Source organism: Kitasatospora sp. NPDC088861, assembly GCF_044750105.1.
Taxonomy (GTDB): Bacteria; Actinomycetota; Actinomycetes; order Streptomycetales; family Streptomycetaceae; genus Kitasatospora.
Map to the genome: position 1 here is coordinate 64,816 of NZ_JBIVJF010000012.1, position 21,050 is coordinate 85,865.

The 21,050-nt window shown below is 74.7% G+C and carries 18 protein-coding genes; 11 read left to right on the top strand and 7 right to left on the bottom strand.

Features of this window, described 5'->3' with window-relative positions; genetic code table 11:
* Positions 1-102 precede the first annotated feature (102 nt).
* Positions 103-1,161: a DUF2637 domain-containing protein gene (locus tag ACIP37_RS21135; RefSeq protein ID WP_350881565.1), complete on the top strand. Its 1,059-nt coding sequence runs from the start codon at positions 103-105 to the stop codon at positions 1,159-1,161.
* Between the two features lie 6 nt (positions 1,162-1,167).
* Here the strand turns inward: ACIP37_RS21135 and ACIP37_RS21140 are convergent, their stop codons facing one another.
* Both ACIP37_RS21140 and ACIP37_RS21145 read right to left on the bottom strand, forming a co-directional pair.
* A complete protein-coding gene (locus ACIP37_RS21140) occupies positions 1,168-3,516 on the bottom strand; it encodes a SpoIIE family protein phosphatase (protein ID WP_363584082.1) in 2,349 nt (782 codons plus the stop codon).
* Between the two features lie 382 nt (positions 3,517-3,898).
* A complete protein-coding gene (locus ACIP37_RS21145) occupies positions 3,899-4,414 on the bottom strand; it encodes an ATP-binding protein (RefSeq protein ID WP_107452835.1) in 516 nt (171 codons plus the stop codon).
* Positions 4,415-4,935: 521 nt separating this feature from the next.
* Between ACIP37_RS21145 and ACIP37_RS21150 the strand changes: the two genes are divergently transcribed.
* The 4 genes from ACIP37_RS21150 to ACIP37_RS21165 all read left to right on the top strand — a co-directional run bounded on the left by ACIP37_RS21150 (position 4,936) and on the right by ACIP37_RS21165 (position 9,179).
* Positions 4,936-5,646, top strand: coding sequence for an urease subunit gamma (locus ACIP37_RS21150; RefSeq protein ID WP_363584084.1), 711 nt, complete (start codon positions 4,936-4,938; stop codon positions 5,644-5,646).
* Complete coding sequence (locus ACIP37_RS21155) at positions 5,643-7,358, top strand: urease subunit alpha (protein WP_363584086.1); 1,716 nt, start codon at positions 5,643-5,645, stop codon at positions 7,356-7,358. Before ACIP37_RS21150 ends, ACIP37_RS21155 begins: the two co-directional genes overlap by 4 nt.
* 50 nt (positions 7,359-7,408) lie before the next feature.
* Positions 7,409-8,455, top strand: a complete 1,047-nt coding sequence (locus tag ACIP37_RS21160) for an agmatine/peptidylarginine deiminase (protein WP_400844271.1) — start codon at positions 7,409-7,411, stop codon at positions 8,453-8,455.
* A gap of 124 nt (positions 8,456-8,579) precedes the next feature.
* A complete protein-coding gene (locus ACIP37_RS21165; protein WP_400844274.1) occupies positions 8,580-9,179 on the top strand; it encodes a TetR/AcrR family transcriptional regulator in 600 nt (199 codons plus the stop codon).
* Positions 9,180-9,869: 690 nt separating this feature from the next.
* Here the strand turns inward: ACIP37_RS21165 and ACIP37_RS21170 are convergent.
* On the bottom strand, positions 9,870-11,414 hold the full coding sequence (locus ACIP37_RS21170) for a hypothetical protein (protein WP_400844277.1): 1,545 nt from the start codon (positions 11,412-11,414) through the stop codon (positions 9,870-9,872).
* Between the two features lie 342 nt (positions 11,415-11,756).
* Here ACIP37_RS21170 and ACIP37_RS21175 point away from each other — a divergent pair, with 342 nt between their 5' ends.
* The 4 genes from ACIP37_RS21175 (at position 11,757) to pth (ending at position 14,455) form a co-directional block, all read left to right on the top strand.
* Positions 11,757-12,263: a hypothetical protein gene (locus tag ACIP37_RS21175; protein WP_363584092.1), complete on the top strand. Its 507-nt coding sequence runs from the start codon at positions 11,757-11,759 to the stop codon at positions 12,261-12,263.
* Positions 12,264-12,366: 103 nt separating this feature from the next.
* On the top strand, positions 12,367-13,032 hold the full coding sequence (locus ACIP37_RS21180; protein ID WP_363584094.1) for a DUF3105 domain-containing protein: 666 nt from the start codon (positions 12,367-12,369) through the stop codon (positions 13,030-13,032).
* Between the two features lie 92 nt (positions 13,033-13,124).
* Complete coding sequence (locus ACIP37_RS21185) at positions 13,125-13,757, top strand: DUF305 domain-containing protein (RefSeq protein WP_400844303.1); 633 nt, start codon at positions 13,125-13,127, stop codon at positions 13,755-13,757.
* 110 nt (positions 13,758-13,867) lie between these two features.
* Entirely contained in the window at positions 13,868-14,455 is a 588-nt protein-coding gene (gene pth, locus ACIP37_RS21190) for an aminoacyl-tRNA hydrolase (protein WP_363630300.1), read from the top strand.
* Between the two features lie 17 nt (positions 14,456-14,472).
* On the opposite strand, the gene ACIP37_RS21195 is transcribed toward pth, so the two are convergent.
* Positions 14,473-16,044: an MFS transporter gene (locus tag ACIP37_RS21195; protein WP_400844280.1), complete on the bottom strand. Its 1,572-nt coding sequence runs from the start codon at positions 16,042-16,044 to the stop codon at positions 14,473-14,475.
* A 171-nt stretch (positions 16,045-16,215) separates the two neighbouring features.
* Between ACIP37_RS21195 and ACIP37_RS21200 the strand changes: the two genes are divergently transcribed.
* Positions 16,216-16,722, top strand: coding sequence for a MarR family transcriptional regulator (locus tag ACIP37_RS21200; RefSeq protein WP_363584097.1), 507 nt, complete (start codon positions 16,216-16,218; stop codon positions 16,720-16,722).
* A gap of 112 nt (positions 16,723-16,834) precedes the next feature.
* Positions 16,835-17,350: a GNAT family N-acetyltransferase gene (locus ACIP37_RS21205; protein ID WP_363630242.1), complete on the top strand. Its 516-nt coding sequence runs from the start codon at positions 16,835-16,837 to the stop codon at positions 17,348-17,350.
* A gap of 26 nt (positions 17,351-17,376) precedes the next feature.
* Here the strand turns inward: ACIP37_RS21205 and ACIP37_RS21210 are convergent, their stop codons facing one another.
* The 3 genes from ACIP37_RS21210 to rsgA form a co-directional block, all read right to left on the bottom strand.
* The gene (locus ACIP37_RS21210; protein ID WP_363584101.1) at positions 17,377-17,886 is read right to left on the bottom strand and encodes a methylated-DNA--[protein]-cysteine S-methyltransferase; all 510 of its coding nucleotides are present in this window, start codon (positions 17,884-17,886) and stop codon (positions 17,377-17,379) included.
* Complete coding sequence (locus tag ACIP37_RS21215; RefSeq protein ID WP_363584103.1) at positions 17,883-19,400, bottom strand: AlkA N-terminal domain-containing protein; 1,518 nt, start codon at positions 19,398-19,400, stop codon at positions 17,883-17,885. The genes ACIP37_RS21210 and ACIP37_RS21215 overlap by 4 nt, the downstream gene beginning before the upstream one ends.
* Positions 19,401-19,868: 468 nt before the next feature.
* Entirely contained in the window at positions 19,869-20,996 is a 1,128-nt protein-coding gene (rsgA, locus tag ACIP37_RS21220) for a ribosome small subunit-dependent GTPase A (protein ID WP_363584105.1), read from the bottom strand.
* Between the last annotated feature and the right edge of the window lie 54 nt (positions 20,997-21,050).

Below are 21,050 nucleotides of genomic sequence, written 5' to 3' on the forward strand. Positions count from 1 at the left end.
ATTGGCACCGAATCGGCCATTCCCCCGCCGAGCATCCGCCATGATGGTCCCCGCCATCACGACGCAGGAACGCGACGCAGGAAAGCGAGGCTGGTTCCGGCGATGAAATTGTCCGACATACCGCTCGGCTGGGCCGTCACCGGAGGTGCGGGGCTGCTGGTCAGCGCGCTCCTGGTGGCCCTGGTCCGGAGCCGGGGATCCGCCGCCGCCGGAGGGCCGGATTCCTGGGAGCGTTCCGAGGAACGGCGCCGCCGCAAGGAATCCCTGTACGGCGGCGCCTCGTACACGCTGCTGTTCTGCTGCGCCGGTGTCGCCGCCGCGCTGTCCTTCCACGGGCTGGTCGGCTTCGGGGTGCAGAACCTCGGGCTGTCCGGCGGCTGGGAGTACCTCGTGCCGTTCGGCCTCGACGGCGCCGCGATGTTCTGCTCGGTGCTCGCCGTCCGCGAGGCCAGCCACGGTGACGCCGCGCTCGGCTCCCGGCTGCTGGTCTGGCTGTTCGCCGGCGCCTCGGCCTGGTTCAACTGGGTGCACGCCCCGCGCGGCTTCGGCCACGCCGGCGCCCCGCAGTTCTTCTCCGGCATGTCCCTCTCGGCGGCCATCCTGTTCGACCGGGCGCTCAAGCAGACCCGCCGGGCCGCGCTGCGCGAGCAGGGACTCGTCCCCCGCCCGCTGCCGCAGATCCGCATCGTGCGCTGGCTGCGCGCCCCGCGCGAGACCTACGCGGCCTGGTCGCTGATGCTCCTGGAAGGCGTCCGCAGCCTCGACGAGGCGGTGGACGAGGTCCGCGAGGACAAGCGGGAGAGGGCCGTGGAGCGGGAGCGCCGCAGGCTGGCCGGCCGCCGCGAGCGGGCGGAGATCCGGGCGATCAGCCGCAGCAACAGCGCCTGGCGCGGTCGCGGCGGCGGCGCACGGCAGTTGGAGTCCGGCTCGGAACCCGCCATAGCCGGCGGGCCCGCGGCGGAGCGGCCCGCCGGGCCGCGCGAGGTCGAGGCCGCCGAGGGCGCGGTGGTGCCCGCCGAGGGCACGGTGGCGCAGCCGGGCCTGCCCGCCCGCCCGGAGCGGCGCACCATCGACCTGACCGTCGACGAGGACACCGTGACGCTGCCCCGGCTGGACTCGCTGGAGCGCAAACTGAAGGACCTGGAGCAGCAGTTCGGGTGACCGGACCTAGGTAGCGGGCGTGCCGCTGAGCTCGAACCACATCCGCTTGCCGGAGCCGCGCGGCTCCACGCCCCAGGCGTCCGCCAGCGCCTCGACGAGCATCAGCCCGCGCCCGGAGGAGGCCTGCTCCCCCGGGGTCCGGCGGGTCGGCCACAGGTCCGACTCGTCCTCCACCTCGACCCGCAGCCGGGCCCGGCCGCCGTCCGAGGCCGGCTCCCGGTAGAGCCGGGCGGTGAACATGGCGTCCCGGTCGGTGTGCCGGATGGCGTTGGTGACCAGCTCGGAGGAGAGCAGTTCGGCGGTGTCGATGAACTCGGCGACGCCCCAGCGGCGCAGCGCGTCGCGCAGTTCGGCCCGGACCTCGGAGATCCGCGCCAGGTCGGCCTGGCCGATCCGGCGGCGCAGCTGCTGGGCGGCCAGGCCGCCGGCCGGACCGTCCCAGCGCAGGAGCAGCAGCGCTATGTCGTCCTCGCGTTCGCTGGAGTCGGCGGCCTGGGAGGCGATCCGGTCGGCCAGGTCCTCCAGCGGGTCGCGGGCCGCCTCCTCGGCGGGCGGCAGCGGACGGGCGAGCGCCCGGGTGAGCCGGGCGATGCCCTCGTCCAGGTCCATGCCGCGCGCCTCGACCAGGCCGTCGGTACAGAGCAGCACCGTCTCGCCCGGGTCCAGGCTGAACCGGGTGACCCGGTACTCCTGGTCCGGGTCGATGCCCAGCGGCAGCCCGCCGGCCACCGGCACCACGGCGGCGGTGCCGTCCGCCCGGCGCACCACCGGGTCGAGGTGGCCGGCCCGGACGGCGTAGACCACGCCGTAATCCACGTTGACCTCGGCGTAGGCGCAGGTCGCGAAGTGGTCGGTGTCCAGGTCTGCGAGGAAGCGGGAGGCGCGGGCCATCACCGCGGCCGGCGGGTGCCCCTCGGCCGCGTAGGCGCGCAGCGCGATCCGCAGCTGGCCCATGATCCCGGCAGCGTGCACGTCGTGGCCCTGGACGTCCCCGATTACCAGGCCGACGTGCCCGCCCGGCAGCGGCACCACGTCGTACCAGTCGCCGCCGATCTGCAGGCCGGAGCCGGCCGCCAGGTAGCGCACGGCGGTCGTCACCCCCGGCACCGACGGCACGGTGCGCGGCAGCATCACCCGCTGGAGGCCGGCCGCCAGTTCGTGCTCGGCGTCGTGCAGCCGGGCCCTGGCCAGGGACTGGGCGACCAGCCCGCCCAGGGTGGACAGCAGGGTGCGCTCGTCCGCGTCCAGCTCGCGCTCGTCGTCGAAGCTGACCACGCAGACGCCGATCGCCCGCCCGCTGGCCACCAGCGGCAGGAACGCCCAGGAGCCACGCCCGGTACGGCTGGTCGGCTCCCAGACCTCGGGGTAGGACGCGCGGAACTCCTCGCGGGTCGGGATGAACACCGGCGCCCGGTGGCGCACCGCCTCGGCGGCCGGGTGCCCGGCCGGCAGCACCGTGCGGTCCCAGACCGCCAGCGCCTCGGTCCGGTAGCCGGAGGCGCCGAGCACCTGCGCCCGGCCGGCCTCGAAGGAGGCCAGCACCAGGCCGTCCGGCGGCAGTCCGGGAAGCGGCAGTCCGGTGAACACCCGGGCCACGTCGCGGACGGTGACGGCTTCGGAGAGGGCGCGGGCCGCCTCCTTGATGAACCGGGAGCGCTCCTCGCGCAGCAGGGCCATCCGGTCGGCGCGGTCGCGCTTGTGCAGTTCGACGGTGGCGTCCCAGACGAAGCCCACCATCCGCGAGGCCCGGCCGAAGGCGTCCGCGAGCACCCGGCCGCGGAAGCGCACCGCGCGCATGGTGCCGTTGGGCCCGACGGTGCGGTAGTAGGCGCCGCACTGGCCCAGTTCGGCCACCGCGCGCTCGACCCGGCGGCGCACCACCGGCGCGTCCTCGGGGTGCAGCAGGGCCAGGAAGGAACCGGCGGTGCGATCGAAGCGGCCCTGGTCCATGCTGTCCAGGCCGATGATCGCGCAGGCCCGGTGGTCGCCCTCCAGGACGTCGCGGCGGATGTCCCAGTCGAAGGAGCCGATGCCGTTGGCGGCCATCGCGGGCTCCAGCCAGTCCGGCATGGTGTCCGCGGAGGCGGGCGGCAGGCTGCCGGGGAGCACCGTCGCCAGCCGTCCGGCGGCGAGCGCGGGCGCCGGGCGCGGCACGGGCCGGCGCACCGCCTGCGCGGGCGGCTTCGCCCGGCCCGGCCCGGCCGCGGTGGGGCCGGCGGGGGGCTGGTCGACCGTCACGGGAGCGGGACCGGCGGGGTTCGGACCGGTGGTGTGGGTGGAGGCTGCCTGCTGCGGTTCGGCGGTGGGCGCACCGGATGGAAGCGCCGGCCCCGGCGACTCGGGCTCAGTGGGCATGCTGCTCCTGCCGCTGCCGTGGCGGACCGCGCCGACCGTCCGGACGGGCCGCGTGGCGGTGTGATGGGTGGTGCTGGATCGGGCGGTGTCGACGGGCGGGGTCGGTCGAGGTTCGGTCTCCCCGCTGCTTCCCGCACGTGGACACACATTCCCACCATCCTGTCCAATGTTGGGCCGAGCGGCAATGGTAACGGGCCGGAAATCTTCCGCTCCGCCTTCTGTTCTGGGCATGCTTCGAAGGCGAATGAATCGACGGCGAACGGTGCGGCGGGCCGCGTACCCCCACATGCCCCGCGCCCCGAGCGCCCCGGGCCCGTGCTCCGTGCTCCGTGCCCGCGCTCCGTGCCCGCGCCCCGTGCCCGCGCCCCGCGAGCGGCCGGGCTCAGGGCAGGGCGAGCTCGAACCAGGTGACCTTGCCGTCGCCCCGCAGCTGCACGCCCCACGCGTCCGCGAGCGACTCCACCAGCAGCAGGCCGCGCCCCGAGGTCGCGTACTCGGCGTCCGGATCGCGGCGCCGGCCGGGCAGCCGGGTCGTGCCGTCCTGCACCTCGATCCGCAGCCGGTGGTCCGACCCGAGCACCGCGTCGAACACCGCGCCCTTGCCGGTGTGCAGCAGCGCGTTGGTCACCAGCTCGGAGGAGAGCAGTTCGGCGGTGTCCGACAGCTCCGGCACCCCCCAGTGGCTGAGCGCCGTCCGCAGCCGCCGGCGGACCGAGCCGACCGCGACCAGGTCGGCCGGGTCGAGCGTCAGGTGCAGCCGGCGGTGCAGGGCGCAGCCGGGGGCCGAGGTGCCCGGCAGGGTCGTCCCGGTGCCGCCGGCCGCGCCCGGGGCGGGCCCGGACCGGTAGGCGTCACCCGAACTCGTCCGCTGCCGCGGGAATCGCGACTGACCGTCCATCAACACATGCCCCCGCCCTCGAATCCGAGCCCCCGCCTCCGGATCCCCCGCCGGCCGGGTGGCCCCCACGTTCTGACCACCCATCCTCATGCCCAGTTGACGGCGTTTGCAACAGTGTGCGTCCGATCACGTGGGGTGAAAGGGGCACGGGGAGGTTCACGTGATCCAACTGCCCGCGCCGGACAGGTTTGCGAAGCGCAGAGCCTGTTTTCGAGTCCGCCCCCGCCCGATCCCGCGCACACCCGGCGCCCGGGCGCCGGCCCGCGCCGCCCTCCCACTCCCCGTCGCACCCCGCCGCGCGCCGGGCCCCGTCCTGCTCCGCGCGCCCGGCGCACCCCGGCCGCGCGCCCTCCCCTCCAGGGCTTCACCCCCGCCGCGCGCCCGGCGGGCCGAACCCCTGCGGACCGGCAACGCTGGACACGGCGGCCCGGTCCGGGTTCAATGGCCCGAGATGTTTGAACGACGTTCTAACATCGCCCCCGAAAGCCGACCCCCTCCCCGGCGACCGCGAGCGAGGAACCGTGCGACTGACCCCCACCGAGCGGGACCGGCTGCTGATCTTCACAGCAGCCGAACTGGCCCGCGCCCGCCGCGCCCGGGGCGTACGCCTCAACATCCCCGAGGCCACCGCCCTGATCGCGGACACCGTCTGCGAGGCCGCCCGCGACGGTCGGCGCCTGGCCGAGGCCATCGAGGCCGGCCGCAGCGTGCTCACCGCCGCCGACGTGCTGCCCGGCGTGCCGGACGTCGTCACCGTCGTCCAGGTCGAGGCCGTCTTCGACGACGGCACCCGCCTGGCCGTCGTCAACGACCCGTTCCGGGGCGCCGGCTCGCTCGGCGACGAGGCCCCCGGCGGCGCGCTGATCGGCGACGGCGCCGGCTACGACCCGGTCGAGGAGACGGTGCTGCTGCCCGTCCACAACACCTCCCAGGTGCCGATCTCGGTCACCTCGCACTTCCACTTCTTCGAGGCCAACCCGCGCCTCGCCTTCGACCGCGCCGCCGCCTACGGCACCCACCTGGCCGTCCCGGCCGGCTCCTCGGTGCGCTTCGACCCGGGCGCCACCGTCCAGGTCGGCCTGGTGCCGATCGGCGGCGAGCGCGTCGCGATCGGCTTCGCCGGCCTGGTCGACGGCCCGCTGGACGCGCCCGGCGCGAAGGAGGCCGCCCTGGCCAAGGCCCGCGCGACCGGCTACCTGACCACCTTCGACGACGCGGAGGTGCCGTCATGACGTCCATCACCCCCCACGACTACATCTCGGTGCACGGCCCCCGGGCCGGCGACCGGATCCGGCTCGGCGACTCCGGCCTGATCGTCCGCGTCGAGTCCGACTCCCAGGCCCCCGGCGAGGAGTTCCTGGCCGGCTTCGGCAAGACCGCCCGCGACGGACTGCACCTCAAGGCCGCCGCCGTCCGCGACACCTGCGACGTGGTGATCAGCAACGTCCTGGTGATCGACGCCATCCAGGGCATCCGCAAGACCTCGATCGGCCTGATCGGCGGCCGGATCGCCTCGATCGGCCGCGCCGGCAACCCCGACACCCTCGACGGCGTGGACGTCGTCGTCGGCACCGGCACCACCATCGTCTCCGGCGAGGGCATGATCGCCACCGCCGGCTCCATCGACACCCACGTCCACCTGCTCTCGCCGCGGATCATGGAGGCCTCCCTCGCCTCCGGCGTCACCACGATCATCGGCCAGGAGTTCGGCCCGGTCTGGGGCGTCGGCGTCAACTCCCCCTGGGCCCTGCGCCACGCCTTCAACGCCTTCGACGCCTGGCCCGTCAACATCGGCTTCCTGGGCCGCGGTTCGTCCTCCGACGCGGCCCCGCTCGTCGAGGCCCTGGCCGAGGGCGGCGCCTCCGGCTTCAAGGTCCACGAGGACATGGGCGCCCACACCCGCGCCCTGGACACCGCGCTGCGCGTCGCCGAGGAGTACGACGTCCAGGTCGCCCTGCACACCGACGGCCTGAACGAGTGCCTGTCGGTGGAGGACACGCTCAAGGTGCTGGAGGGGCGGACGATCCACGCCTTCCACATCGAGGGCTGCGGCGGCGGACACGTCCCCAACGTGCTGAAGATGGCGGGCGTGCCCAACGTCATCGGCTCCTCCACCAACCCCACCCTGCCGTTCGGCCGCGACGCGCTCGGCGAGCACTTCGACATGATCGTCTCCGCCCACGACCTCAAGACCGACCTGCCCGGCGACGCCGCCATGGCCCGCGACCGCATCCGCGCCGGCACCATGGGCGCCGAGGACGTCCTGCACGACCTCGGCGTCATCGGCATCACCTCCTCCGACGCCCAGGGCATGGGCCGCGCCGGCGAGACCGTCCGCCGCACCTTCGCCATGGCCGGCAAGATGAAGGCCGAACTCGGCCCCCTGGACGGTGGCTACGGCACCACCGAGAGCGGCGACGACAACGAGCGCGTCCTGCGCTACATCGCCAAGCTCACCATCAACCCCGCCATCGCCCACGGTCTCTCCCACGAGGTCGGCTCCATCGAGGTCGGCAAACTCGCCGACATCGTGCTGTGGCGCCCCGACCACTTCGGTGCCAAGCCGCAGCTGGTCCTGAAGGCCGGCTTCCCCGCCTACGGCGTGGTCGGCGACCCCAACGCCTCCACCGACACCTGCGAACCCCTCGTCCTCGGACCGCAGTTCGGCGCCCACGGCGCCACCGCCGCCGACATCTCGGTCGCCTTCGTCGCCCAGGCCGCCGCCGACGGCGCCTACCTCGACCGCCCCGCCGACGGGCTGCCCACCCGCCGCCGCCGCGTCGGCGTCCGCAACACCCGCGGCATCGGCCCGCGCGACATGGTCCGCAACGCCCGGGTCGGCCGCGTCGACGTCACCCAGACCGGCCTGGTCTCGCTGGACGGCGAACCGCTGCGCTCCGAACCCGCGGACAGCGTCTCGCTCAGCCGCCTCTACTTCCTCTGACACTTCCGCTGACACCTCCGCCGAACGCCTCCCCCCACTAGGACTCCCGGATGACCACCCCCACGCCCGCCTCCCTCGGCTACCGGATGCCCGCCGAGTGGCACCCGCACGACCGCACCTGGATGGCCTTCCCCACCGCCAACCCCACCTTCGACACCCCCGAGAACCTGCACGCGGGCCGCGAGGCCTGGGCCGCCGTCGCCAACACCATCGTCCGGTACGAGCCGGTCACCCTGGTCGTCAACACCGGCGAGACCGCGGACGCCCGCCGGTACGTCTCCGAGCAGGTCGAGATCGTCGAGCGCCCGCTCGACGACGCCTGGATGCGCGACATCGGCCCGTCCTTCCTGATCGACGGCAAGGGCTCGCTGGCCGCCACCGACTGGATCTTCAACGGCTGGGGCGCCCAGTCCTGGGCCCGCTGGGACCACGACCAGCACATCGCCGAGCACATCAGCGAACTGACGGGCGTCCAGCGCTTCGCCTCCCGGCTGATCAACGAGGGCGGCGGCATCCACGTCGACGGCGAGGGCACCGTCCTGGTCACCGAGACCGTCCAACTCGGCGAGGGCCGCAACGCGGACTGGACCAAGGAGGAGGTCGAGGCCGAGCTGCACGCCTTCCTCGGCACCACCAAGGCGATCTGGCTGCCGCGCGGACTCACCCGCGACTACGACGAGTTCGGCACCCGCGGGCACATCGACATCGTCGCCTCCTTCGTGCGCCCCGGCGTCGTCGTCGCCCACGTCCAGCCGGACCCCGCCCACCCGGACCACGCGGTCTGCCAGGAGCTCGTCGCCGTCCTGCGCGCCGCCACCGACGCCCGGGGCCGGGCGCTGGAGGTCATCGAACTGGCCGCCCCCACCGTCCTGCTGGACGAGGACGGCGAACCGGTCGACTACTCCTACATCAACCACTACGTGGCCAACGGCGCCGTGATCCTGTGCGCCTTCGACGACCCGCGCGACCAGGAGGCCGCCGCCGCCCTCGGCCGCGCCTACCCGGGCCGCACCGTCGAACTCGTCGACGCCCGCGAGATCTTCGCCAACGGCGGCGGCATCCACTGCATCACGCAGCAGCAGCCGAAGTCCGTCTGATCCCAGGCCACTTGAGGCACCTGGGCCACCTTGGGCACCTGGGCCACCCGGCTGCCGGGGCGGGGGCACCTCCCCCGCCCCGGCAGCCTTCCGACCTCCGCACCACCGAGGGAGCGCACCGCACATGGCCGACCCCCGCCCGCGCCGGCCGGCGCGCCCCCGCGAGGAGGTCTTCGCCACCGCCCGGGCCGCGATCGCCGAACACGGGCTCGCCAAACTCACCATGGCCGGGCTCGGCAAACAGCTCCAGATGAGCGCCGGACACCTGCTCTACTACTTCGGCAGCAAGGACCAGCTGCTGCTGGAAACCCTCCGCTGGAGCGAGGACCAGCTCGGGGCCCGGCGCCGCGACGCCCTCGCCGACCGCTTGCGCGACCCCTGGCAGCGGCTCGACGCCTACCTGCGCCTCTACCTGCCCGACGGGGCGGGCGATCCGCGCTGGATCCTGTGGGTCGAGGTGTGGGGGCGCTCCCCCGCCAGCGCCGAGATCCGCCAGGGGCAACAGGAGATCGAGGCGCCCTGGCAGGCCGACCTGGTCGCCCTCATCGAGGAGGGCACCGCCACCGGCCACTTCACCCCCGGGCCCGCCGCCGACCGGGCCACCCAGATCCGCGCCCTCCTCGACGGCCTGGCCGTCCCCCTCGCCATCGGCCTCCCCGGCACCCACCGCCCCGCCGCCCTCACCCAGGCCACCGCCGTCACCGCGATCCTCCTGCGCACCTGACCAGGGGCTGCGGCGGCGAGGGAGAAAATATACCGACCGGTCTATAGATTTCCCTCGGTGACGCGACGGCGCGATGCGCGCGCGTGATGCGTGGCGTGTGGGGCGCGTGGCGCGTGGCGTGTGGGGCGCGTGAGTGCGCGCGGTGCACAGGAAGTCGGCCCGGTCGACTTCCTGCGCGATCCACTCCCGTCGGCGCGGTCGGCGCGGTCGTGACCAGGGAAAAATATGTCGGTCGGTCTACATATTCACTACCCGCAAGCGCGAGCAGCGCGCGAGAAGTCGGGCCCGCCGACTTCTCGCGCGGCCGGGAAATCTGTCGGTCGGTCTACATATTTCGCCGCGGGAGGGGCCCGGATCAGGCTAGGGCTTGCTCAGGTAGGTGAGGACGGCGCGGACGCGGCGGTCGGTGTCGTCGTCGTCGGTCATGCCGCCCTCACCGTCGTCCTGCCGATCGCCCTCATCGGCGTCAACCGATCCCGGGCGTCTGCCCGCCCTGGTACGCCGCGGTGCAGGTCGTCTGGGTGCTGCCCGCCCTCCGGGCCGCAGTCACCGTCCGCGGCTCCGCGCCGCGCGCCGCCTTCCCCCCGGGTGCGCCGAACGGGTGCGCTGACCGGGTGCGCTGACCGGGTGTCGGGCGCGGCACCGGCGGGCCGGCGGCGCTCCAGCCGCCCCGCGGTCGTCATGCGGTCGTCATTCGGTCCAGACGGCGGCGGCCGTGCGGTCGTCGGCGTAGCCCTTGGCACGGACCTGGACCTGGCGGAGGAAGTCGACGGTGCCGGGCGGGTGCGGGTGGGCCCAGTGGGTGGACAGGAAGTGGGCGACGGCCGGCTCGTCGGCGATCGGGCTGGCCAGGCCGGGGGTGCAGAGCAGCAGCACGTCGCCCGGGGTGGCGGGGACCAGCCGGAAGCGGAACGGCCTCGGCTCCTCCGGCGGCTGCCGGCCGTCCGGGTGGTGCAGCAGGCGGGCCGCGTAGGCGTCGATCCAGTGGCCGGAGCGCAGCAGGTAGAGCCCGCCCGGGCCGACCCCGAAGGCCGCCCGGTGGCCGACCGCCGGGTCGAGCGACAGCAGCAGGCAGTGCAGCGAGGCCGGGGACGGCGTGCCGTCCTCCTCGTTCCCGGGCACGAGCGCGCGCAGCGGGGCGACGGCGCCGGTGGCGAGCCGCTGGAGGCCGTAGCGCAGCCGGTCCCGGGCGCCGTCGCGCAGGTCGGCGGCCAGGCCCTCGCGGCTGCGGCCGACCGCGGCGGCCAGATGGCGGCAGGCCTCGCGGGTGCTGGTGGCGACGGCCCCCGGGGCGAGCGCCTCGTCCGCGGCGGTGCCGGTCCGGTCGATGCCGGCGAGCACGGCGAGCAGCAGCCCGTCCGGGCCGTCCCCGAACCTGGTGATCAGCAGCGCGTCCCGCCGCGACTCGCCCCGGTAGCGGGCGGAGTCGCCGCGGACGGAGACGGCGCGCAGAACGGACGGGCCGTACTGGGCGCCCTCCAGGACGGTGTCCGGCACGAGCGCCCCGAGGACGCCCGGGTCCGCCTCCGGGACGGCGGTCGGCTCCGGCCCGTAGGTCGGCGGGCGCTCGCCGATGTGCGGCACGGTGGGGGCGCCGTCGGAGAGCGGCGAGCGGACGGCCGGGCGCGGGTCGGGGACGGTGGCGTCGGGTTCCTCGGTGGCCTCGGCTTCGGGCTCGGGCTCGGGCTCGGGTTCCTCAGTGGCGGCCTCCGGTTCGGCCTCGGGTTGCGGTTCGGGTTCCGGTTCCGGTTCCGGTTGCGGCGCGGGCTCGGGGGCGGGCTTGTCCAGGGAGACCGGTGTGGGGAGGGTGTCGGCTTCGCTTTCCTGGACGTCAGGGGCGAAGACCCGCTCCTCGTCCGCCCGCTGGGGTCCGATGACGCCGATCGCGGTGTCGAACCAGTCGTCGATGCTGTCCCGTTCCAGCACCTCGGCCGCTGCCGGCACCACTGCCGACTCCGGCTCCGGCTCCGGCACCGCTGCCGACTCCGACGCCGGCTCCACGCCCAGCACCGGCTCCACGCCCAGCACCGGCCCCGCGTCCAGCACCGACTCCGGTTCGGCCGTGCGCTGCTGGCCGATGAGGCCGACCGCCGTGTCGAACCAGTCGTCGACGCTGCCGTCGCCGGGGTCCGCGTGCGGGGTGTCGGGGAGGGTGCCCGCCGGGCCGTCGTAGACCGTGTCCCACCAGCCGTCGTCCGGCCGGTGCGACTGTGCGGGGGCACCCTGCTTGCTCATCTGGCGGCTCCTGGTCGGTCCGTGGTCGCGCCGCCCCCGGCGGGGCCGGACTCGACGTCATTGTCTCCAAGTGCAACGACGCTGTCCGGGTTTCGGCGACAACCGGTCAGCGCCGGGCCGTTCCCGGCCACCGCGCCCACCTCGGGTTTCACCGGGGAATCCGGCCCCGCGTCCGGCCCCGCGTCCACCCCCGGGTTCACCCCCGCGTTCGGTCCCGTTCCGTCCGTGCTTGCCGGATGTGCCCGGAGCAGGGCGTTTCCGGGGTGTTCGGGTCCGGGAGCGGCCGAAAATGGGGGTGGAGGAGGGGCATCGCTTCACTCGTTCGGCTGATTAAATGTGCGCATGACCGCGTCGGCCCCCAGCTCACCTCGACCGGGGAGGGCCGCACCGGCGGGCCGCCCGGTGGGTGTGCTGTGGGTCCTGCTGCTGGTCGCGCTGCTCACGACGCTGCCGTGCGCCGGTCAGTCGAAGGCGGTCGGCGCGCACGCCGCTCCGACGCCGACCACCGTCACCGCCGCCGTCACCGTCACCGTCACGACGGTCGCCAGTCACGTCCCGCACGCCGGCCCCGCCGCCAAGGCCTCCGACCAGCGCCAGCGCGCCGGGGAGCAGCGGCACTGGACGTGGTGCACCGCCGACGGCGGGCAGCCGCGCCGTGACAACGGCTGCTCCAGCCACCCGTACTGCGCGCAGGACGCCCAGCTGCCGAACCCGCCGCCGCATCCGCAGCCGGCCGCGTCACCGCTCGCGCCGGCAGCCGAGGCGCTGCCCAGGGTGGTGCCCGCCGGGCTGCTGGACGGTCCGCATCCGGCACCCGATCTACACGAGCTGCAAGTACACCGGTCCTGAGCGGAACCCACCGCCCGGCATCCGCCGGCGGATCCGCCCCTCCCCTTCTTTCAGCTGACCGCCGCGCCTCCAGCAGTGCGCGGCGGGGACAAGGACAACCACCATGGGTTCCGCCTCGAAGCAGTCCAGCAAGCAGTCCGGCAAGCCCGGCCCGACCGACCGCCGCGCCCGGATAGCCGAGCTGCGCGCCGGCGAGCAGCGCCGCGACCGCCGCAACAAGGTCATCGCCTCGGTCGCGGCCGGTGTGCTGGTGATCGGCGCGATCGCCACCGGCACCTGGATCGTCATGGACGCCAACCAGAGCAAGAAGAAGGAGCAGGCCGCCGCCAACGCGGACATCCCGGGCGTGCAGACCTTCGGCGAGCTGAGCCGCACCCACGTCAAGGACAAGGTCAGCTACCCGATGACCCCGCCGGTCGGCGGCGACCACAACGCGATCTGGCTGGACTGCATGGGCCACGTCTACGACCAGCCGGTCGAGAACGAGCGCGCCGTCCACTCGCTGGAGCACGGCGCGGTCTGGGTGACGTACAACGGCAAGGCGACGCCGGACGACATCAAGACCCTGTCCGACAAGGTCAAGACCACCCCGTACTCGCTGATGAGCCCGTACCCGGACGAGAAGGGCACCATCACCCTGAACGCCTGGAGCACCCAGCTGATCGTGGAGAGCGCCAGCGACCCGCGGGTGAACCAGTTCTTCACCAAGTACGTCCAGGGCAAGCAGACCCAGGAGCCGGGCGCCTCCTGCACCATGGGGCAGATGTGACCGCCGACGCGGCGCCGCCCGAGGACGGCTCCGAGCACGCCGCCGAGGAGTTCGCGGACGAGGCCGGGGCGCCGCGCCCGGCCCGTCGGCGGCTGTGGTGGCCGGCCGCGCTGGCCGCCGCCCTCGCGTTGGCCCTCGGGGTGCCCGCCCTGGTGGCGAGCGGGACGTCGGCGTCCGGGTCGGCCTCGGTGGCCGTCCCGGCGGACGACTCGCCCGAGGCCGGGTTCGCCCGCGACATGGCGACCCACCACCAGCAGGCGGTGGACCTGTCGTTCATCGTCCGGGACCGCACCGGCGACGACGCGACCCGCACCCTCGCCTTCGACATCATCAACACCCAGGCCAACCAGCGCGGGATGATGATGGGCTGGATCGACCAGTGGGGGCTGCCGCAGCACTCGGCGGCCAAGCCGATGGCGTGGATGAAGATGGGCCACGACTACCAGGCCCACGACGGTTCGCTGATGCCCGGCATGGCCACCAACACCCAACTGGCGAAGCTGCGTTCGCTCAGCGGGCGGGACGCCGAGGTGTCCTACCTGCAGCTGATGATCCAGCACCACAAGGGCGGCGTCGAAATGGCCCGGGGCTATGTGGACCTGGCGAAGAACGACGCCGAGAAGCGGCTCGCCCAGTCGATGGTGGTCGCACAGACCTCGGAGGTGCAGCTGATGACCGACATGCTCACGGAGCGCGGCGCCGCCCCCGGCGTGCCCGAGTCCTGACCCACCCCACTGCGCGTGTCCTCGGACGGCCGGGGCGCGGTCGACGGTCCCGTACCGTGCGTACCGTGCCCCGGCCGTCCCGCGTCCGCGACAAGCCCCTGGAGTTCCCGATGACCCCCGCCGCACCCTGGCTGATCGCCGGACTGGGCAACCCCGGCCCGTGGTTCCGGCTGACCCGGCACAACGCCGGCTTCCTGACCGTGGAGCGGCTGGCCGAACGGTACGGCGCGCGGTTCCGGCGGCGCGGGATCGGCGCCCTGGTGGCGGAGATCGAGGTCGACGGCCACCGGGTGGTGCTGGCCAAGCCGCAGTGGTTCGTCAACCTGTCCGGCCGGCCGGTGTCCGGCCTGCTGCGGCGTTACGGCGTCCCGGTCGAGCACCTGGTGGTCGTGCAGGACGACCTGGACTTCGCGTTCGGCACCGGACGGCTCAAGCGCGGCGGCGGCCCCGGCGGCCACAACGGCGTGCGCTCGGTGGGCGAGGTGCTCGGCACCCCCGACTTCGTGCGGCTGCGCTTCGGCATCGGGCGCCCGCCGAAGGGGCAGAGCGTCGGCGACTTCGTGCTGAAGAAGTTCTCGGACCGCGAACAGGCCGCCCTGCCAGGGGTGTTGGACCGGTGTGCGGACGCGCTGGACACGCTGGTGCGACGCGGCCTCAACCGGGCCCAGGACGCGCTGAACGTCCGCTCGGAGGCTTAGGGGAAGGGGCCCCGGCTTCAGGCCTGGCGGACCGGCCGGGTCAGGGCCACGGCCGCCACCGCGACCGCCGCGAGAGCGAGCAGTACCGTCCGGCCGCCGGACGCCGGGCCCGCCAGATGGACTCCGAGGACGGGCAGCGCGGTGCCGAGCGCCGTCCCGAGGCTGCGGGCCATGTTCACCATGCCGCCGCCGACCGCCGAGCACTGCGCCGGGATCGCCCGCATCACCAGCGCGTTGTTGGCGGGCAGCAGCAGTCCCAGCCCGTAGCCGGCGAGCAGCAGCGGCACCGCCACGGCCGCCCCGGAGACCGGCAGCAGGGCGAACAGCAGCAGCCCCGCGCCCGCGAGCACCGCGCCCGCGCGGCAGCGGGCGACGTCCGACCAGCCGCGCGGCAGCAGCGCGCCGCCGACGGTCGCGGCGAGCGCGAACGCGGCGGGCAGCAGGGTGATCACCAGGCCGGCCCGGGCCACCGGCACGCCCGCGCCGGTGAGCAGCACCGGGCCGAGCACGAGCGGGCAGAACAGCAGCAGGTAGCCGATCAGCGAAACCACCAGCCCGGACCGCACCCCGGGGGTGTTGACCAGGCCGGGCGCCAGGATCGGCCGGGCGGCCCGCCGTTCCTGACGGACCAGCGCGAGCGCGAGGACGGCGGCGGCGAGCAGCAGGGCGGCGGCGGCCCAGCCGGGCAGCGGCAGTCCGGAGGCGGTGGACAGGGCGAGCAGCAGCGCGGTGGTGGAGCCGGTGAGCAGCAGCAGGCCGGGCAGGTCGAAGCGGGCTCCGGACGCGGTGGCGGGCACAGTGGCGGGAGGGCTCGCGGCGGCACTCGCGCGGGGGGCGCCCCCGGCGCGGGGAGCGGGCAGGCTCGCGGCGGCCCCTGCGGGCGGGGTCCCGGGATCGGCGGTGAGCGGGCCCCCGGTACCGGCGATGAGCTGCTTCCCGGCACCGGCGGCGGGCGGGGGCCCGGTGCGGGTACGGGGCAGCAGGAACCATCCGGCCAGGATTCCCAGCACCCCGATCGGCACGTTGATCCAGAACACCCACCGCCAGGAGGCGTGCTCCACCAGCAGCCCGCCGAGGCTGGGGCCCAGCGCCAGACCGAGCCCCTGGGCCGCTGCCTGGATGCCGAGCGCGCGCCGCATCGCGTGCTCCGGGACGCCGCGCGCCACCAGGGCGACGCTGTTGGCCTGCATCATCGCGCCGCCGACGGCCTGGACGGCCCGGCAGGCGACCAGCACGCCGAGGCTTCCGGCGTATCCGGCGCCGAGCGAGGCCAGGGCGAAGACGGCGAAGCCGCCGAGGTACATGGTCTTGCGGCCGATGAGGTCGGAGAGCCAGCCGACCGGGGCGAGCAGGGCGACCAGCACCAGGAGGTAGGCGAGGGCGACCCATTCGACGGCCGCGAAGCCGGCGTTGAAGTGCCGGCCGAGGGCCGGGAAGACGAGGGCGGTGACGCTGGCGGTGAGCTGGCCGAGGAAGGCCCCGAGGCAGACGGTGCCGACGGCCAGCCAGTGGGCGTGACGCCAGCCGGCTATGCCGCGGGGCCGGGGCCGCTCGGTGAGCAGCCGCGCGGCAAGGGCGGTGGCGTTCATGGCACAAATATATCGGACGCAGATATGTTCTTTCTACGAGCTGCTCGCTTTCCGACGGGAGCCCGCAGAGTTCCACCGAGCTCCACGAGGCCCCGCAGAGTTCCGGGAGGCCCCCGCTCGACGGTGGACAACCCGCCGGACCGGCCCGTACCAGGCGATACGCTGTCCGCCATGCCGTCGTCACCACACGTCCCCGACCCCGCCACCGAAACCCCCGAAACGGCGGTCGACCACGCCCGGCGGCTCACCGACACCGTCACCCGCCTGCGCCGCGCCCTGCGCAGCAGCATCCGCACCGACTACCCGTGGGAGTCCCTGCCCATGGCGCAGGTCGAACTCCTCCAGACCCTCGCCGCCGCCCCCCTGCGGGTCGGCGAACTCGCCGCCCGGCAGCGGCTCGCCCCCAACACCGTCAGCGGGCTGATCGGCAAGCTCCTCGACGCCGGATTCGTCGACCGCCAGGCCGACCCCGGCGACCGTCGCACCGCCCGCATCGCCCTCACCCCGGCCGGCCGGCGCCAGCTCGACGACTGGCAGCGCGCCCACGAGCGCCGCATCGCCACCGCCCTCGACACCCTCGATCCCACCGACCGCGACGCCGTCGTCCACGCCCTGCCCGCCCTCGAACAGCTCGCCCGCGCCCTCGCCGAGACCGGCCAGGGCCCCGACCAGGCCTGAACCCCGGCCGGGCCCAAACCGGGGCCGAGCCGGGGCCGAACCCCGGCCAGCACCCCCGGATGCCTGCAAAACCGCTGGTCACCTACCCGTACGGACCACTACCGTCCCCGGCATGAGCACAGCACAGGTACAGATCGAGCCCTGGACGGACGCCGACCTCGCACTGCTGCGCCGGGTCAACACCCCGGAGATGAAGAAGCACGTCGGCGGCCCCGAGACCGAGGAGCAACTCCTCGTCCGGCACCGGCGCTACCTGGACTTCGTCCCGTCCGGCCTGGGCTGCATGTACCGGATCGTGCTGCTCCCCGAGGGCGAGGCCGTCGGAACCGTCGGCTACGGCACCCGCACCTGGGAGGGCGAGACCGTCCACGAGATGGGGTGGAACGTCCTGCCCGGCCACCAGGGGCGGGGCATCGCCGTCGCCGCCACCCGCGCCGCCGTCGCGGCCGCCCGCCGCGAGGCCGCCCACCGCCACCTGCACGCCTTCCCCTCGGTGGACAACCCGGCCTCCAACGCGGTCTGCGCGAAGGCCGGGTTCAGCCTCGTCGGCGAGACGGACTTCGAGTTCCCGCCCGGGCGGTTCATGCGCAGCCACAACTGGCGGGTGGACCTGCGGGCGGCGGGCTGAGCCGCGCCGCCGCCCGGGCGGACGTGTCAGAACAGCGTGCCGCTCTCCAGCTCCAGCAGCCGGCGCTTGCAGTCCACGCCCGCCGCGAAGCCGGTCAGCGAGCCGTTGGCGCCCATGACGCGGTGGCAGGGGCGGACGATGAGCAGCGGATTGGCGCCCACCGCGCCGCCGACCGCCCGCACCGCGCGCGGCGACTCCCCCGCCAGATCGGCGAGTTGGCCGTAGGTGACGGTCTCGCCGTACGGGATCTCGTCCAGGGCGGCCCAGATCCGCCGGCGGAACTCGGTGCCCGCCGGGGCGAGCGGGAGGTCGAAGGAGGTGCGCTCGCCCGCGAAGTAGGCGGTCAGCTGGGCGACCGGCTCGGCGAGCGCCTCCGGGTCGAGGACCCAGTCGTCGGCGGGCTCGGCCAGCGCGTACTTCTGCCCGGGCGCGGTGACGGTGGCCAGCGCCGCCGCGCCGCCGCCCTCGGGCAGGACGCCGGACAGCAGCAGCCGGCCGAACGGGCTCTCCATGGTGGTGTAGACGGTGGTGCTCATGCCTCTGCCTTCTCCGTTCCAGTGCTGGCGCTCGTGGGCCCGGCCCACAGCCGGTGCACGGCGTAGGAGCGCCACGGGGCCCACGCCTCGGCCGCGCGGGCGGCGTTCTTCGGGTCGCCGGGGGCGCCGAGCCGGACGAGGCCGTGCTTGACGCCCACATCGCCCGGGAGGAAGACGTCCGGGTCGGCGAGGGCCCGCATCCTCAGGTAGCCGACGGTCCAGGGACCGATGCCGGGCAGGGCCAGCAACCGGGCCGCGGACTCCTCCCGGTCCACCCCGCCGTCGAGTCGCACCGCCCCCTCGGCCAAGGCCGCGCACAGGCCGGTGAGCGCGCGGCGGCGGGCGGCGGGCATCGCGAAGTCCTCCGGGTCGGCGGTGGCCAGCACCGCCGCCGGCGGGAACAGCAGCCGCAGGCCGCCGCTCGGCTCGGGCAGCGCGGTGCCGTACTTCTCGGTCAGCCGGCCGGCCAGCGTACGGGCGGCGCCGACCGTGATCTGCTGGCCGAGCACGGCGCGGACGGCCAGCTCGTGCGGGTCCACGTGGCCGGGCGAGCGCAGGCCGGGGCGTTCCCGGACCAGGGGGCCGAGCACGGGGTCGGCGCCGAGCTGCTCGTCGACCGCGTCCGGGTCGGCGTCCAGGTCGAACAGGCCGCGCAGGCGCTGGACGGCGGTCGGGAGGTCGCGCAGGTCCCCGAGCAGCAGTCGGCAGTCGAGCCAGCCGCGGGTGCGCGGTTCGCCCGGCGCCAGCCCGTCGACTTCGGCGATGCCGTGCCCGTACGGGAGCGCCAGGGTGCGCCGGTACGTGCGGACGCCGGGGCGCGGACCGGGGACGACCTCCTCCACGCCGGGGACGGCGCGCAGGGCGAGGAAGTCGATCAGGTGGTCGCTGTCGAGCGCGCCGCGGTAGGCCAGGCGCAGGGTGAGGCCGCCGGCCGGGGTCGCGACGCGGCGGCCGGCCACGACCTCGGCGCGCAGACCGCTGGGGGTGCGGTCGTAGACCTCGCGGACGGTGTCGTTGAACTGCCGCACCGAGGCGAAGCCGGCGGCGAACGCGATGTCGGTGACCGGGAGTTCGGTCGTCTGCAGCAGCAGGCGGGCGGTCTGGGCGCGGCGGGCGCGGGCCAGCGCGATCGGGCCGGCGCCCAGTTCGGCGATGAGCTGGCGCTGGAGCTGGCGGGAGCTGTAGCCGAGGCGGCTGGCCAGGCCCGCGACGCCCTCGCGGTCCACCACGCCGTCGCCGATCAGGCGCATCGCGCGACCGACCAGGTCGGCGCGGTGGTTCCACTCCGGGGAGCCCGGCACGGAGTCGGGGCGGCAGCGGCGGCAGGCGCGGAAGCCGGCCCCCTGGGCGGCCGCGGCGCTGGGGTAGAAGACGCAGTTGACGCGCTTGGGGGTCACGGCGGGGCAGCTCGGTCGGCAGTAGATGCCGGTGGACGTGACGGCCGTGAAGAAGACGCCGTCGAAGCGGGCGTCTCGGCTGTCCACGGCTCGGTACCGGATGTCGTCGTCGATCACGCTGTCCAGTCTGCGGCACTGGGGCGGGGGGTGACTGGCGGAAATCGGACATGGCCGTTGGGGTCCCTCCCGCTCCCCTCCCCCCACCCCACCCTCCGCCCACCTCCACCCACCCATCCCGAGCACCGGCCCGGAGGGCCCACGCCGGGGGCCCTCACAGCCCGCACAGGGGCCCATGCCGGGAGACCCGCACTGGCGAGCCCGCCCCGGGTCCACGCCGGGGGAAGACCGCGCCGCAGTGCCCGGCGCACGCGCGTTGCTCGCGGTCTGGCCGCCGGCCAGGGCGGCTCGCCGCCCTCGGTGACCCGGGTTTCACCGTGGACGACGCCACCGCAGTGGCCCTGAAGCACTTCCGGCTGCCGGCCCGCCCGGCCTCCGCCGAGCCGGGTGGCCCGGGCGGAGGCCGACCGCGGCCTCCTGTTTTCCTGGTCGGCTTTCCTGGTCGGCTTTCCTGGTCGGCTTTCCTGGTCAGCGCTTCACGGGGCCTCCCGCGGCGCGCATCGACTTGGAGAGCGACTTCCACTTCTTCGCCCGGGCCGAGGCCAGTCGGGCGTCCGAGCGGGAGGCGATCCACTCGTTCTCGCGCTGGAGCTTGAGGTAGCTGTCCATCCGGCGCTGCGGCAGGGTGCCGTCGGCGAGCGCCGCCTGCACCGCGCAGCCGGGCTCGGTGTGGTGGCCGCAGTCATGGAAGCGGCAGTCCTCGGCCAGTCCGGCGATGTCGGCGAAGGCCAGGTCCACGCCCTCGCCACCGTAGAGGCCGACCTCGCGCAGCCCGGGGGTGTCGATGAGCACACCCCCGCCGGGCAGCGGGATCAGTTCACGGGTGGTCGTGGTGTGGCGGCCCTTCTGGTCGACCGATCGGGCCTCCTGGACGGCCATCGCCGTGACGCCGGCGAGCGCGTTGGTGAGCGTGGACTTGCCGACGCCGGACTGGCCGATCACGGCCGTGGTGCCGGGCGCGCAGGCGCGCAGCACGTCCATGCCCTCGCCCGTCCCGGCGCTGACCACGAGCACGGTGACACCGGGCGCGACCGCCTCGACGTCGGCGCGGATGAACTCGGCGTCGTCCACCAGGTCGGCCTTGGTGAGGACGACCAGGGGGTCGGCGCCGGACTCCCAGGCCAGGGCGAGGAAGCGCTCTATCCGGCCGAGGTCCGGATCGGCGGCGAGCGAGGCGGCGATCAGGACGGTGTCGACGTTGGCGGCGAGCACCTGGCCGTCGGAGCGCTTGCCGGCCACCTTGCGGATGATCGCGGTCGAGCGGGGCAGCAGTGCGGTGACGGCGGCCATCGGCTGGGCGTGGAGGTCCACGGCGGCCCAGTCGCCGGTGCACGGGCAGTTGATCATGTCGGCGTCGCCGACCGGGCGGGTGTCGAGCCGGACGGTGCGCGGCTCGCCCGTCTCCGGATCGGCGAGCACGGCGTCGCACTGGCCGCGGTCGACCCGGACGATCCGGGCCGGAATCAGCCCGGCCTCGGCGAGCGGGGTGAAGAGTTCGGCGAGCTCGGGCGTCCAGCCGTAGCCGGACAGCGGCAGCTCGTCAGAGAGGGAGCCAGAGGTGGAGGGGGACGACGAAGTGGAGGCAGCGTTGAACAACGCGGTGGGCCCTTCGGGAGGAGATGATCCCGGCGGGCTGCGGCTGGCGCGGAA